This is a genomic window from Neisseria sp. P0001.S005 (assembly GCF_051963715.1).
Genome location: NZ_JBQCTZ010000116.1, coordinates 1 through 11,138, shown reverse-complemented (window position 1 = coordinate 11,138; position 11,138 = coordinate 1). Strand labels below are relative to the sequence as shown.

Below are 11,138 nucleotides of genomic sequence, written 5' to 3'. Positions count from 1 at the left end.
GCGATTATACTCCAAATTTTAAACTTTATGATACCAATCAAGCACTTTTTTTACAGCTTCTTCGATAGAAAGGTTATCGGTATCTAAAAGCAGGGCGTCGGGCAGCTGTTTCAACGGAGCAACAGGGCGGCGGCGGTCTGCTTCGTCGCGCGCTTCAATGTCCGACAAAATACGCTCGAATGCAACGCCTTCGCATGGGATACCGAGTTGCTTTGCACGACGTTGGGCGCGGACATTGGCACTCGCGGTCAGGAAAATTTTTAATGCGGCATCAGGGAAAATAACCGAGCCGATATCGCGGCCGTCGGCGACCAAACCTTTTTCGGTTAGGAAGTCGCGTTGGCGTTGTAAAAGGGCGGTACGCACTTTAGGCAACTGCGCGACGGCAGATGCGCCCATGCCGATGGCTTCGGTACGGATTTGCTCGGATACATCTTCGCCGTTTAATAATACGACGCTGCCTTCAAATTGTACGGGCAAGGTTTCTGCCAGTGTGCTGACGGCATCTTCATCTGTCCAGGCAACATTTTGTTTTTGTGCGTAAAGCGCGGTCAGGCGGTAAAGCGCACCGGAGTCGAGGTAAAGAAAACCCAAGGCTTCGGCTACGCGTGAGGCAACCGTCCCTTTGCCGGATGCGCTGGGGCCGTCGATGGCGATGACTTTTTGCTTGAGGCTCATGTGTTCTCCTGAATGCGATAGGTATTTGAATTAACCGTTTATTATACGTTGCTTTGGCCGTCTGAAAACGAAAATTTTTGTGTGATTTAGATTTGAGGGAAAAGCGGCTCGGCCTTATCGGGTATAATGGCCAAAATCATAATTTAACCGCTTTATCTGATTGTTCGGGCCGTCTGAAATAACGGGTCGAGAACGGTCTTAGAATTTAGAAACATTATGTTACAAGCCGATAATCTTACTTCTGCACAACCTCAGCGCATTATCACTGCTCAAAATATTTCCGCTCAGGAAGAATTGCTTGAACGCGCTTTACGTCCGAAAACTTTAGACGACTATATCGGGCAGGATAAAGCAAAAGAGCAGTTGGCCATTTTTATTCAGGCGGCGAAAAAACGTGGCGAAGCGCTTGACCACACTTTGCTGTTTGGTCCTCCGGGTTTGGGCAAAACTACTTTGGCGCACATTATTGCCAAAGAATTGGGCGTTAATTTGCGTCAAACCAGTGGCCCGGTTTTGGAACGTGCCGGCGACCTTGCAGCCTTGTTGACCAATCTCGAGCCGCATGATGTGCTGTTTATTGATGAAATCCACCGTTTAAGCCCAGTGGTTGAAGAAATCCTTTATCCTGCGCTTGAAGATTATCAGTTGGACATCATGATAGGCGAAGGACCGGCCGCGCGTTCGGTCAAAATCGATTTGCCGCCGTTTACATTGGTAGGCGCGACGACCCGCGCCGGTATGCTGACCAACCCTTTGCGCGACCGTTTCGGTATCGTATCCCGATTAGAGTTTTATCAGAATAAAGATTTGGCGACTATTGTCGCCCGTTCCGCACAATTGTTGCAGTTGGATATGGGTGACGAGGGCGCGATGGAAGTGGCCAAGCGCAGCCGCGGTACGCCGCGCATTGCCAACCGCCTTTTGCGACGTGTACGCGATTATGCCGATGTGAAAAACAACGGCGTCATTGATGCGGAAATTGCCGATGCTGCCTTGAGTATGCTGGATGTGGACGGTCAGGGTTTGGATGTGATGGACAGAAAATTCCTTGAGGCGATTTTGCACAAGTTCAGCGGAGGTCCTGTCGGTTTGGAAAACGTGGCTGCTGCGATTGGCGAATCGACCGATACCATCGAAGATGTGATTGAACCATATCTGATTCAGCAGGGCTTTTTGCAGCGTACACCGCGCGGACGCGTAGCAACCGAACGAGCTTATCTGCATTTCGGTTTGAAGGTTCAAGAATAATAATGAAGGCCGTCTGAAAACTGCTTTCAGACGGCCTGATACTTTCAATTTCATATTCATATGATTGTCGGCAAATATCTGCCGATAATCGGTTAAAATGTCCCCCTTTTCTTTTTTGAAGTTTCCCCATGAATATCTTATCCGTAGAAAATGCTTCTTTTGCCGTCGGCCACGTCGCCTTGCTCGATAAAACTTCTTTTCAACTCGACAGCGGCGAGAAAATCGGTTTAATCGGCCGCAACGGCGCGGGTAAGTCTTCGTTTTTAAAAATTCTTGCAGGCGTACAAAAGCTCGATGACGGGCAGATTATTGTTCAAAACAACCTTAAAATTGTTTATGTGCCGCAGGAATCCTTTTTTGATAAGGACGCAACCGTATTTGATACCGTTGCCGAAGGTTTGGGCGAAATTCGCGATTTATTGCGCCGTTATCATCATGTCAGCCATGAGTTGGAAAATGGTTCGAGTGAGGCTTTGTTGAAAGAGCTCAATGAATTGCAACTTGAAATTGAAGCGAAGGACGGCTGGAAACTGGATGCGGCAGTTAAGCAGACTTTGGGGGAACTGGGGTTGCCGGAAAACGAAAAAATCGGCAACCTCTCCGGCGGTCAGAAAAAGCGCGTCGCCTTGGCGCAGGCTTGGGTGCAAAAGCCCGACGTATTGCTGCTGGACGAACCGACCAACCATTTGGACATTGACGCGATTATCTGGCTGGAAAACCTGCTCAAAGCGTTTGAAGGCAGCTTGGTCGTGATTACCCACGACCGCCGTTTTTTGGACAACATCGCCACGCGCATCGTCGAACTTGACCGCGGCATTCTGCGCTCCTATCCCGGCTCGTTCTCCAAATACAGCGAGAAAAAAGCGCAAGAGTTGGCAGTCGAAGCAGAACACAACCGCCTGTTTGACAAATTTCATGCTCAGGAAGAAGCATGGATACGCAAAGGCATCGAAGCGCGCCGTACCCGTAATGAAGGCCGCGTGCGCCGTTTGGAAGAACTGCGCCGCCAGCGCGCCGAACGCCGCAACGTACAAGGGCAGGTCAACTTTAAGCTCGACAGCGGCGAGAAAAGCGGCAAAATCATCGCCGAATTGGAACATGCTTCGTTTGCCTATGGCGACAAAGTCATCATGGACAAATTCTCCGCCATCTTACAGCGCGGCGACAAAATCGGCTTAATCGGTCCAAACGGTATCGGTAAAACCACCTTCCTTAAGCTGATTTTGGGCGAATTGCAGCCGACCTACGGCAGAATCCGCATCGGCAGCAAGCAGGAAGTTGCCTATTTTGACCAGTTCCGCAGCGCGTTGAATGAAAACGACACCGTGTTTTACACGCTCGGACAGGGCAATGATTACGTTGAAGTCGGTGGTAAGAAAAAGCATGTGATGAGCTATTTGGAAGATTTCCTGTTCCATCCAGCCCGCGCACAAAGTCCCGTTTCATCACTCTCCGGCGGCGAACGCAACCGCCTCCTGCTGGCAAAACTCTTTACCCGTCCTGCCAATATCCTGGTTTTGGACGAACCGACCAACGACTTGGACATCGACACCCAAGAGCTGCTCGAAGACCTGCTGCGCGATTACCAAGGCACGGTATTCCTCGTCTCGCACGACCGTATGTTCCTTGATAACGTGATTACCCAAAGCATTGTTTTCGAAGGACAAGGCCGTCTGAAAGAATACATCGGCGGCTATCAGGACTATATCGACGCAAAATCGCGGGAAGATAAAATTCAGACGGCCTCTGCGCCTAAAGCGGCTGCCGAGCCTGAGAAAGTTAAACCTAAAGCCAACCGCACGGTCAAACTTTCCTATAAAGAACAGCGCGAACTCGATGCCCTGCCTGACGAAATCGCCACTTTGGAAACCGAGCAGGCTGAAATCAATACCCAGCTTTCCGATCCTGAAATTTTCAAAGATTACGAAAAAGCAGGCGCATTGCAAAGCAGGGCTGAAGAAATCGAGATGTCGCTTTTGGAAAAGCTGGAACGCTGGGAATGGCTGGAAGCGAAACAAAATGGCGAAGCGGTTTAAATTTGAAATTTTGTCCCAAAGTAGGGCAGATATTTTTCTAAATCATGCTGTCTGAACCCCAAATATTCAAAAACAAGGTCTACAACCACATGAAAAAAGTCGAGAAAAACGTATTGGTGCTGCATAGTGCTAAGGAAATGTTTGAGCTGGTGGACAAAGTTGAGGACTATCCAAAATTTTTGCCGTGGTACAGCAAGACCGAAGTCATCGAACGCAAAGGCAACGAACTAAAAGCGCGCCTGTTTATGGACTATATGCGCGTCAAGCAGTCGTTTGCGACGCACAACCACAATATCCCAGGGCAGGAAATCCGCATGGATTTGCTCGAAGGGCCGTTTAAAACCCTGCGCGGCACTTGGAAATTTATCGATTTGGGCGATGATATGTGCAAAGTCGAATTCAGATTAGAATACGATTTCTCCAATGCCGTACTCTCTGCCATGATTTCCCCGGTGTTCGGTCATCTTGCCGGTACGCTGGTAGATGCTTTTATTAAAGAGGCCGACCGCCGCTATGCTTGAGATTGAAATTGTTTACGGACTGGCCGATAGGCAAGTGTTGAAGAGCATGACCGTTGCCGAAGGTACAACCATACGCGAAGCTGCCCTGCAAAGCGGTTTGGAGGTGGAATTCCCAGAGTTGGATTTACAGCAAGCGCCTTTGGGTATTTTCGGCAAGGCTGTGAAAGACGAAACTGTGTTGCGCGATGGCGATCGGATTGAGGTCTATCGTCCATTGTTGATTGATCCGAAAGAAGCGCGACGTAAACGCGCCGGGCAAGAATAAATCGAAGGCCGTCTGAAACTTTTTCAGACGGCCTGTCAAACTGAAAGAACAGTAATGAGCTTGAAAATTAAATTAATCGTCGGTTTGGGTAATCCAGGCCAAGAATACGAACAAACGCGCCACAATGTCGGCTTTTGGCTGTTGGACGAACTGGCATGGAAATGGAAAGTCAATTTTAAAGATGAGAAGAAATTTTACGGTGAAGTAGCGCGCGCCACTACGCCGGATGGCGATGTTTGGCTGCTCAAACCCATGACCTTTATGAACCGCTCCGGTCAGGCAGTAGCCGCTTTGGCTCAGTTTTACAAGATTAAACCGGAGGAAATCTTGGTGGTTCATGACGAGCTGGATATTCCATGCGGCCGTATCAAATTCAAACTTGGCGGCGGCAACGGCGGACACAACGGCCTCAAAGACATTCAGGCTCGTTTGGGTACGCCTAATTTCTACCGTCTACGCTTAGGTATTGATCATCCTGGCGACCGTAATCTGGTTGTCGGTTATGTGTTGAATAAACCGTCAGCAGAACACAGACAGCAAATTGATGACTCCATTGCTAAATCCCTGCAAGGATTGCCGGCCGTGTTGAATGGCGAATGGGAAGAGGCAACACGTTTTTTACACAGTAAGTAAGCGTACCCGAATCAAACGGGCAACCTTGTACATCATGTTCAGACGGCCTGAAAACAGACGGCGCAGTCTGGCTAGCGATAAACCAATCGAAGAAACAGTAAATATGAACGAACTGACCAACCTTATGCAGACCGAACCCCCGGGCATTGTTGGCGAAACATTAGACTTCTGCCTTTACGAATGCAGTATTGAAGATGCCCCGGATGCAGAAGAAGTGGCACAATGGCGTGATATTTTGAAGGCGCGGGGTGGGAAATTTGTCCGCTTGGCAGATATCTGCCAAACATGGCTGGATGAAGAGGCCGACAAATGAAAGCCTTACCATTAAACAAATTCACTGCCGCTGCCTTTATCTGGTTTGCCGCCGCCATTTATGCCTTACTTTTCAAAGAGGGCGGCAATAGCGCTCCACCATTTCCCCATTTTGATAAAGTTGGCCATTTCGGACTGTTTTTCGGACAGGCATGGCTGTGCGCAAAAATATTTATTCAAGACAATAGGAATATTCCCTATAAAGGCATTCTGTTTGCCGCTTTATTGTTTGCAATAGGAAGCGAGCTGGCTCAGGCATTTCTGACTACTACGCGCCAGGGTTCGATCGCGGACGGCATTGCCGATATGGCAGGTACGGCTGCGGCGCTGTGGTTTGCAGAAAAAGTAAAAGCAGCAAAAAGGTAGACATATTTAAAAAATTTAAAGAGGCCGTCTGAAATTCTGAGAAATAGGTTTCAGACGGCCTTTTGTTACTTGATGTATGAAGCAATCGTTACTTCATGCCAAGTATTTAAATATTAGAATTTTACGCGTACACCGGCAGATACTTCGTGGGAATGGAGCTTAACGTTATTGATCTTGCTCCAGTGGTTATAGCGATAGCCTGCATCCAGTGCTACATTTTGAGTTACATCGTAACTTACACCAGCCATTGCACCTACGCCAATTTTAGTATCCTTACGTTCAGCTGTTTGTTCGGCTGTTTGATATTTATGAGTAGAGTGGTTAAGACCCAGGCGAACACCTACATAAGGTTTTACAGGAGCTTGCAGGTCAAAATCATAAATAGCAGATACACCGGCACTGTGATATTTAGCCTCAGCATATACCGAAGGTACATTAATCTTTGCAGATTTATAATGCGTATAGTCGGCAGCAACACGGAAATCACCGAAATCGTAGCCTGCAGAAATACGAGGGCTAAAGCCTTTAATTGATGCGCCACCCAGTTTTACAGTAGCATGACCAGCATCAGCCTGAACATAAAAACCTTTGGTTTCATCAGCCAATGCAAATGCAGGCAGGGAAAGAGCAATCAGTGTTACCAGAACTTTTTTCATTGTTTTGTCCTTAATGTAGGATTAGGAGTAGTGGATAATCGCCGGGATTGTTCATTCCCAACAATTATTCTGATTGTATTTTCTTGTGGAAAATTAAGCAAATCTAAAAATGTGTCAGCTGTTGTAAAATCGCACTTATAAAAAACACTGTAACAAATCGTTTAAGAACAAACAGCCTTGTTCGGTCGGGCGGAACACGGTCGGGTCTGATTCAAGCAGGCCTTTTTGTCTGGCGGTTTCGATTTGTGCCATGATTTTTGCAGTGGGTACACCGGTACGTTCTTGCAGCATTGAAGCAGGTACGCCGTCAGTCAGGCGCAGGGCGTTCATCATGAACTCGAATGGAAGGTCTTCGGCAGCAACAGTTTTGCGTTCGACTGCTTCATGCGGATTGCTCTGCATGGCGGCAAGATAGTCGTTGGGATGACGACGGCGGACAGTTCGCTCAATACGGTCGGGATAGGAAATTTTGCCGTGTGCACCTGCGCCTATCCCTAAGTAATCGCCGAACTGCCAGTAGTTCAAATTATGGCGGCACTGCATATTAGCTTTTGCAAAAGCCGATGTTTCGTAGTGGATAAAGCCTGCGCCTTCCAATTCGCTGTGTACGGCATCTTCGATGTCCAATGCCGCTTCATCTTGTGGCAATCCTTTGGGCGGCGTATGACCGAAAGGCGTGTTCGGTTCCATTGTCAGATGATAGGCACTGATATGCGATACGCCTGTTGCAATAGCGGTTTGCACATCGTTTAAGGCCGTCTGAACCGTTTGGTTTGGCAGGGCATACATCAAATCGATATTGACTTTATCAAATAGTTTCAATGCAGTATCAATGGCTGTCAGGGCTTCTTTGCCATTGTGAACGCGTCCCAATCGAGCAAGCATATCGTCGTTAAAACTTTGTACGCCGATAGACAGACGCGTAATACCTGCATCTTTAAATCCCTGAAACTTCTCAATTTCAAATGTGCCCGGGTTCGCTTCTAAAGTAATTTCCGCTTCGGGTTGCAAGCGCAACAGCGAACGCACGCCGCTTAACAAGCGGTCAATCGATTCCGCCTGAAACAGGCTGGGCGTACCGCCACCGAAAAATATCGTTTCCACCGGTCTGCCCCAAATATTGGGCAATTCAAGCTGCAAGTCGGTTAGTAGGGCATCGATATAGGCTTCTTCCGGCAGGCCGTTTTTCAGGCTGTGGGAATTAAAGTCGCAATACGGGCATTTTTTGATGCACCATGGAATGTGGATATAGAGTGATAAAGGAGGCAGGGCGGTTAGCTGACCGGGGCGTTGGAAAGTGATTTGGGTCATGGTATGTGTTGAGGCTTAAGGCCGTCTGAAATTTTTAGGCCGTTATTTTAACTGAAATGTAGGCTGGGAAAGTAATTAGTAGGAAATATGCGAAGTCTAAGCGCTCAAAAAAGCTTCAATTTCTTCTTCTGATAATTTGGAATTGCAGACGAATTTTATTTTGCCTTGTGAGATTTTGAGTAGTGCGGGAACAGTTTTGATGCCGTGTTGTTCACGAAAAGTTTTTAAAGCTATTTTGTTGCTGCTGTCGGTAAAGTGGATGGTAAGTTGTTTGTTTAAGGAAACGGTAGACAGTTTTGCAACAAAACGGCGACAGTATGAACAGCTTGGTTTGCCTAAAAAGACGATAGCAGTTTCTTGACCGTCAATGAGTTGAAGAAGTTCGTCAGGTATGGTTGGGATGAAGGCAGCGACGTGTTTTGCAAAGGCTGCCAATTCTTCAGGTGTGGGCATGGGAATGAATGTGAGGTAGGCCGTCTGAAGGTTTCAGACGGCCTGTTGTTTTTATGTAGTTAAAGTCTTTTTCGCATCCAAGACGAGAGTTTGGGTGCACCGAATAGCAGGAAAATGCCGATAAAAAGCTGCGCGATATTGGCAAGTATACCGGCTTGGTTTTGTGCGCCGAGGTCCGCCCAAACGGATGTATGTGTGTCGATAGCAATAGACTGTACAAAAAGATAGAGAGAGAACTGGTAAATTAGGTCGGGGATAGCTTGGAAAACAGTATATATGCCTATTAATACAATACCGGTTGTCAGCCATGGTGCAGGATGTTTTGGGGCTTCCTGTACGGTTTGCAGATGTTCGGGCAACAGGCGGTTGGCAATGGCGGCAGGGAAACACCATAGCAGCAGCCATGCAATTAAATACAAGCCGTAGAGCATCAGTACGGATGAGATTTGTTTACTGTCATACATGCTTTCTGTCTGTACGAATATGGTCGCGATGCTGCCAAGCGTTTGTACGATACCGATTAAAACGACCAAGCGGATGGCGACAATCAAGATTTGCTTAGGGGACATGGATTTCTTCCATTATTTGTTGGATTTAGAACATCTAAAAAAACGTTTCAGGTTTTCAGACGGCCTATTATCGATTTATAAGGATTCGATTTTTCTTAACAATTCACGCAATGCTTGAGCGCGGTGGCTTTCGGCATTTTTGATTTCAGGGTTAAGCTCGGAGGCGGTGCAACCATGTTCGGCCAAATAGAAATGCGGATCGTAGCCGAAGCCGTTTGTACCGGCTGCTTCGGCCTGCCATTGGCCGCGCCAGATGCCTTCGGCGATGATGGGCTGCGGGTCGTTTTCGTGGCGGACGAGTACGAGTACGCAGACGTAGTAGCAGCTTTTGTCGTCTTTATCGGCAAGATCGGCAGAGAGTTTGGCGTTGTTTGCGGCATCGGATTTGGGGTTTTCGCCTGCATAACGTGCGGAGAAAATGCCGGGTGCGCCGTTTAAGGCGTTGGTGCAGATGCCGGAGTCGTCGGCAAGTGCCGGTAAGCCGCTGTATTTGGCGGCATGACGTGCTTTAGCCAGGGCATTTTCAATAAAGGTATGGTACGGCTCGGGACATTCGGGCGTATTGAACTGTGATTGTGGCAGGACTTCGATGTTTAAGTCGGCAAAAAGGCGGGAAAATTCTTTGAGTTTGCCTGCGTTGCCACTGGCAAGGACGATTTTTTCAAACATGGTTTTTCCTTAATGGTTTTCGGTTTGCTGCATACGAGCCATTTGTGCGCGTGCTTTGTGGCGGATGTAAAGGGCAAGGCTGCCGATTTGGGCAAAAACGGCCGCAAAGGCAAACAGAAAGGCGGCAACGGCAAATTGTTTGCTGTGAATGCTCAGAAGATAAGCGCCCAACAGAATCAGTACGATAAACATCAGGGTAAACAGGGCGGTCAGGATCAGATAGGCTTTTTGTCGGGTCATGGCAGCTTGGGTAATGGGGAAAAATGTTCTGATTATAACGTCAGATTGGGAATTTGAAACCATGCCGGATTCGTTAAAAAGGCCGTCTGAATATTTCAGACGGCCTTAAGTCGAATAACGGATTAACGCAATTCTGTGTGCAGGCGGCTCAACAATGTGGAGGCATCGCTGCCTTTGTATGGGCTACCGTCTTTGTTCAACAGATGGAGGCGTGCGCCATTGTTGATAGGCTCAACATAAACGATGATTTCAGGATAAGTTTTTGGCGCTTCTGCTTTGCCTTTGCCAAATACGCGTTTGAACAGGCCTGGTTTTTTATTGGCAACTGCTTCGCCTTCGGTTGGCGCTTGTTGAACCAAGAAGGCGCGGCGTTCGGCATTTTGACCGATAACAGTCAGGCCGATGCGGTCAAGCGCAAGGGCAGTACGGCGCCAGTTGCGGCCGTAATCGCCTGCCAGCAACAGAGTGCCATTGTCCACACGGGCCAACTCAGAAGCATTGCTGCGGGCGGCAACGCTTTGGGTCAGAGCTTGTTCGGCTTGCTGACCGTCAACGCCCAAATATTGCATAAAGCGGGCGAGGAATGCGGCTTCGAGGTTAGGGTCGTTTTCACCCGGCTGCCACATCGTAGTGTCTTTTTTACGGTCGGCATAAACTTCTTTCATGCCTTTGTGGGCGAAGAAGATGTCAGTCGAACCGTTTTTACCTTGTTCGATGCGGATGATGAACTTGTCGCGTTCGCTGGTAGAGTAGATGCCGCCCAAGCCGACTTTGTCCAACAGGCGGCGCAGGCTGTCTTGAGGGATTTTGGCTCGGTTTTCAGCCCACTCGGTTTCCATTTGGCCGATGGCAGGTTCTTCAGATTTGATGTCGAAACCGTTTTCTTGCCAGAACACTTTCAGCAAAGGCCAAATTTCGCGAGGCGATTTGCCATCGACAACCAACCAGCGTTGGTTGCCGTCACGCTCAAGGCGTACGCCTTTAACGGATTTCAAAACTTCTGCATTGGCAGGTTGTTGTACGGCTTGGGTGCGGCGTTTGTTGAAGTCGCTGGCGCGGACGGCGCCGCTGCCTGCCGGTAATTGGTAGAGGTTGCCTTGGTCTGGGTTGTTCAAATCAGGTGGTACTTCCAGTTTGACCAAGCGGTGTGATTGACTTTGATAGTCGAGTTTGGGTTGTTC

The 11,138-nt window shown here is 48.3% G+C and carries 15 protein-coding genes; 7 read left to right on the top strand and 8 right to left on the bottom strand.

Annotated features, from left to right (window positions below; genetic code table 11):
- Positions 1–18: 18 nt before the first annotated feature.
- Positions 19–678 carry a (d)CMP kinase gene (cmk, locus tag ACTHSP_RS13275; RefSeq protein ID WP_314511604.1) on the bottom strand — a complete coding sequence of 220 codons (660 nt, stop codon included), beginning with the start codon at positions 676–678 and terminating at the stop codon, positions 19–21.
- A gap of 216 nt (positions 679–894) precedes the next feature.
- Between cmk and ruvB the strand changes: the two genes are divergently transcribed.
- The 7 genes from ruvB to ACTHSP_RS13240 all read left to right on the top strand — a co-directional run bounded on the left by ruvB (position 895) and on the right by ACTHSP_RS13240 (position 6,059).
- Positions 895–1,926 carry a Holliday junction branch migration DNA helicase RuvB gene (gene ruvB, locus ACTHSP_RS13270; protein WP_314511607.1) on the top strand — a complete coding sequence of 344 codons (1,032 nt, stop codon included), beginning with the start codon at positions 895–897 and terminating at the stop codon, positions 1,924–1,926.
- A 128-nt stretch (positions 1,927–2,054) separates the two neighbouring features.
- Positions 2,055–3,962, top strand: coding sequence for an ATP-binding cassette domain-containing protein (locus ACTHSP_RS13265; RefSeq protein ID WP_314511609.1), 1,908 nt, complete (start codon positions 2,055–2,057; stop codon positions 3,960–3,962).
- A gap of 89 nt (positions 3,963–4,051) precedes the next feature.
- Positions 4,052–4,483, top strand: a complete 432-nt coding sequence (locus ACTHSP_RS13260) for a type II toxin-antitoxin system RatA family toxin (RefSeq protein ID WP_003683270.1) — start codon at positions 4,052–4,054, stop codon at positions 4,481–4,483.
- Positions 4,476–4,748: an RnfH family protein gene (locus ACTHSP_RS13255; protein WP_128580650.1), complete on the top strand. Its 273-nt coding sequence runs from the start codon at positions 4,476–4,478 to the stop codon at positions 4,746–4,748. The genes ACTHSP_RS13260 and ACTHSP_RS13255 overlap by 8 nt, the downstream gene beginning before the upstream one ends.
- A gap of 54 nt (positions 4,749–4,802) precedes the next feature.
- Positions 4,803–5,381, top strand: coding sequence for an aminoacyl-tRNA hydrolase (pth, locus tag ACTHSP_RS13250; protein WP_003683307.1), 579 nt, complete (start codon positions 4,803–4,805; stop codon positions 5,379–5,381).
- Between the two features lie 103 nt (positions 5,382–5,484).
- Complete coding sequence (locus ACTHSP_RS13245; RefSeq protein ID WP_314511612.1) at positions 5,485–5,694, top strand: dioxygenase; 210 nt, start codon at positions 5,485–5,487, stop codon at positions 5,692–5,694.
- Positions 5,691–6,059 carry a VanZ family protein gene (locus tag ACTHSP_RS13240; RefSeq protein WP_314511614.1) on the top strand — a complete coding sequence of 123 codons (369 nt, stop codon included), beginning with the start codon at positions 5,691–5,693 and terminating at the stop codon, positions 6,057–6,059. The genes ACTHSP_RS13245 and ACTHSP_RS13240 overlap by 4 nt, the downstream gene beginning before the upstream one ends.
- A gap of 113 nt (positions 6,060–6,172) precedes the next feature.
- Here the strand turns inward: ACTHSP_RS13240 and ACTHSP_RS13235 are convergent, their stop codons facing one another.
- The 7 genes from ACTHSP_RS13235 to bamC form a co-directional block, all read right to left on the bottom strand.
- Positions 6,173–6,715: an opacity family porin gene (locus ACTHSP_RS13235; RefSeq protein WP_049344773.1), complete on the bottom strand. Its 543-nt coding sequence runs from the start codon at positions 6,713–6,715 to the stop codon at positions 6,173–6,175.
- Positions 6,716–6,850: 135 nt separating this feature from the next.
- Positions 6,851–8,026: a radical SAM family heme chaperone HemW gene (gene hemW / locus ACTHSP_RS13230; RefSeq protein WP_314511616.1), complete on the bottom strand. Its 1,176-nt coding sequence runs from the start codon at positions 8,024–8,026 to the stop codon at positions 6,851–6,853.
- A gap of 96 nt (positions 8,027–8,122) precedes the next feature.
- Positions 8,123–8,479 carry a thioredoxin family protein gene (locus tag ACTHSP_RS13225; protein ID WP_314511619.1) on the bottom strand — a complete coding sequence of 119 codons (357 nt, stop codon included), beginning with the start codon at positions 8,477–8,479 and terminating at the stop codon, positions 8,123–8,125.
- Between the two features lie 59 nt (positions 8,480–8,538).
- Positions 8,539–9,048 (bottom strand): hypothetical protein, encoded by a 510-nt coding sequence (locus ACTHSP_RS13220; protein ID WP_128582751.1) that lies wholly within the window; start codon positions 9,046–9,048, stop codon positions 8,539–8,541.
- A 75-nt stretch (positions 9,049–9,123) separates the two neighbouring features.
- Entirely contained in the window at positions 9,124–9,717 is a 594-nt protein-coding gene (gene rdgB, locus ACTHSP_RS13215; protein WP_314511621.1) for an RdgB/HAM1 family non-canonical purine NTP pyrophosphatase, read from the bottom strand.
- Positions 9,718–9,726: 9 nt separating this feature from the next.
- A complete protein-coding gene (locus ACTHSP_RS13210; RefSeq protein ID WP_314511623.1) occupies positions 9,727–9,957 on the bottom strand; it encodes an NGO_0222 family membrane protein in 231 nt (76 codons plus the stop codon).
- 122 nt (positions 9,958–10,079) lie between these two features.
- A partial coding sequence (gene bamC, locus ACTHSP_RS13205; RefSeq protein ID WP_440346249.1) for an outer membrane protein assembly factor BamC occupies positions 10,080–11,138 on the bottom strand: 1,059 nt, incomplete at its 5' end.

What these genes read in the sequence shown, in the direction of transcription:
- cmk (WP_314511604.1), bottom strand. Translation starts at nt 678, where the DNA reads ATGAGCCTCAAGCAAAAAGTCATCGCCATCGACGGCCCCAGCGCATCC.
- ruvB (WP_314511607.1), top strand. Translation starts at nt 895, where the DNA reads ATGTTACAAGCCGATAATCTTACTTCTGCACAACCTCAGCGCATTATC.
- ACTHSP_RS13265 (WP_314511609.1), top strand. Translation starts at nt 2,055, where the DNA reads ATGAATATCTTATCCGTAGAAAATGCTTCTTTTGCCGTCGGCCACGTC.
- ACTHSP_RS13260 (WP_003683270.1), top strand. Translation starts at nt 4,052, where the DNA reads ATGAAAAAAGTCGAGAAAAACGTATTGGTGCTGCATAGTGCTAAGGAA.
- ACTHSP_RS13255 (WP_128580650.1), top strand. Translation starts at nt 4,476, where the DNA reads ATGCTTGAGATTGAAATTGTTTACGGACTGGCCGATAGGCAAGTGTTG.
- pth (WP_003683307.1), top strand. Translation starts at nt 4,803, where the DNA reads ATGAGCTTGAAAATTAAATTAATCGTCGGTTTGGGTAATCCAGGCCAA.
- ACTHSP_RS13245 (WP_314511612.1), top strand. Translation starts at nt 5,485, where the DNA reads ATGAACGAACTGACCAACCTTATGCAGACCGAACCCCCGGGCATTGTT.
- ACTHSP_RS13240 (WP_314511614.1), top strand. Translation starts at nt 5,691, where the DNA reads ATGAAAGCCTTACCATTAAACAAATTCACTGCCGCTGCCTTTATCTGG.
- ACTHSP_RS13235 (WP_049344773.1), bottom strand. Translation starts at nt 6,715, where the DNA reads ATGAAAAAAGTTCTGGTAACACTGATTGCTCTTTCCCTGCCTGCATTT.
- hemW (WP_314511616.1), bottom strand. Translation starts at nt 8,026, where the DNA reads ATGACCCAAATCACTTTCCAACGCCCCGGTCAGCTAACCGCCCTGCCT.
- ACTHSP_RS13225 (WP_314511619.1), bottom strand. Translation starts at nt 8,479, where the DNA reads ATGCCCACACCTGAAGAATTGGCAGCCTTTGCAAAACACGTCGCTGCC.
- ACTHSP_RS13220 (WP_128582751.1), bottom strand. Translation starts at nt 9,048, where the DNA reads ATGTCCCCTAAGCAAATCTTGATTGTCGCCATCCGCTTGGTCGTTTTA.
- rdgB (WP_314511621.1), bottom strand. Translation starts at nt 9,717, where the DNA reads ATGTTTGAAAAAATCGTCCTTGCCAGTGGCAACGCAGGCAAACTCAAA.
- ACTHSP_RS13210 (WP_314511623.1), bottom strand. Translation starts at nt 9,957, where the DNA reads ATGACCCGACAAAAAGCCTATCTGATCCTGACCGCCCTGTTTACCCTG.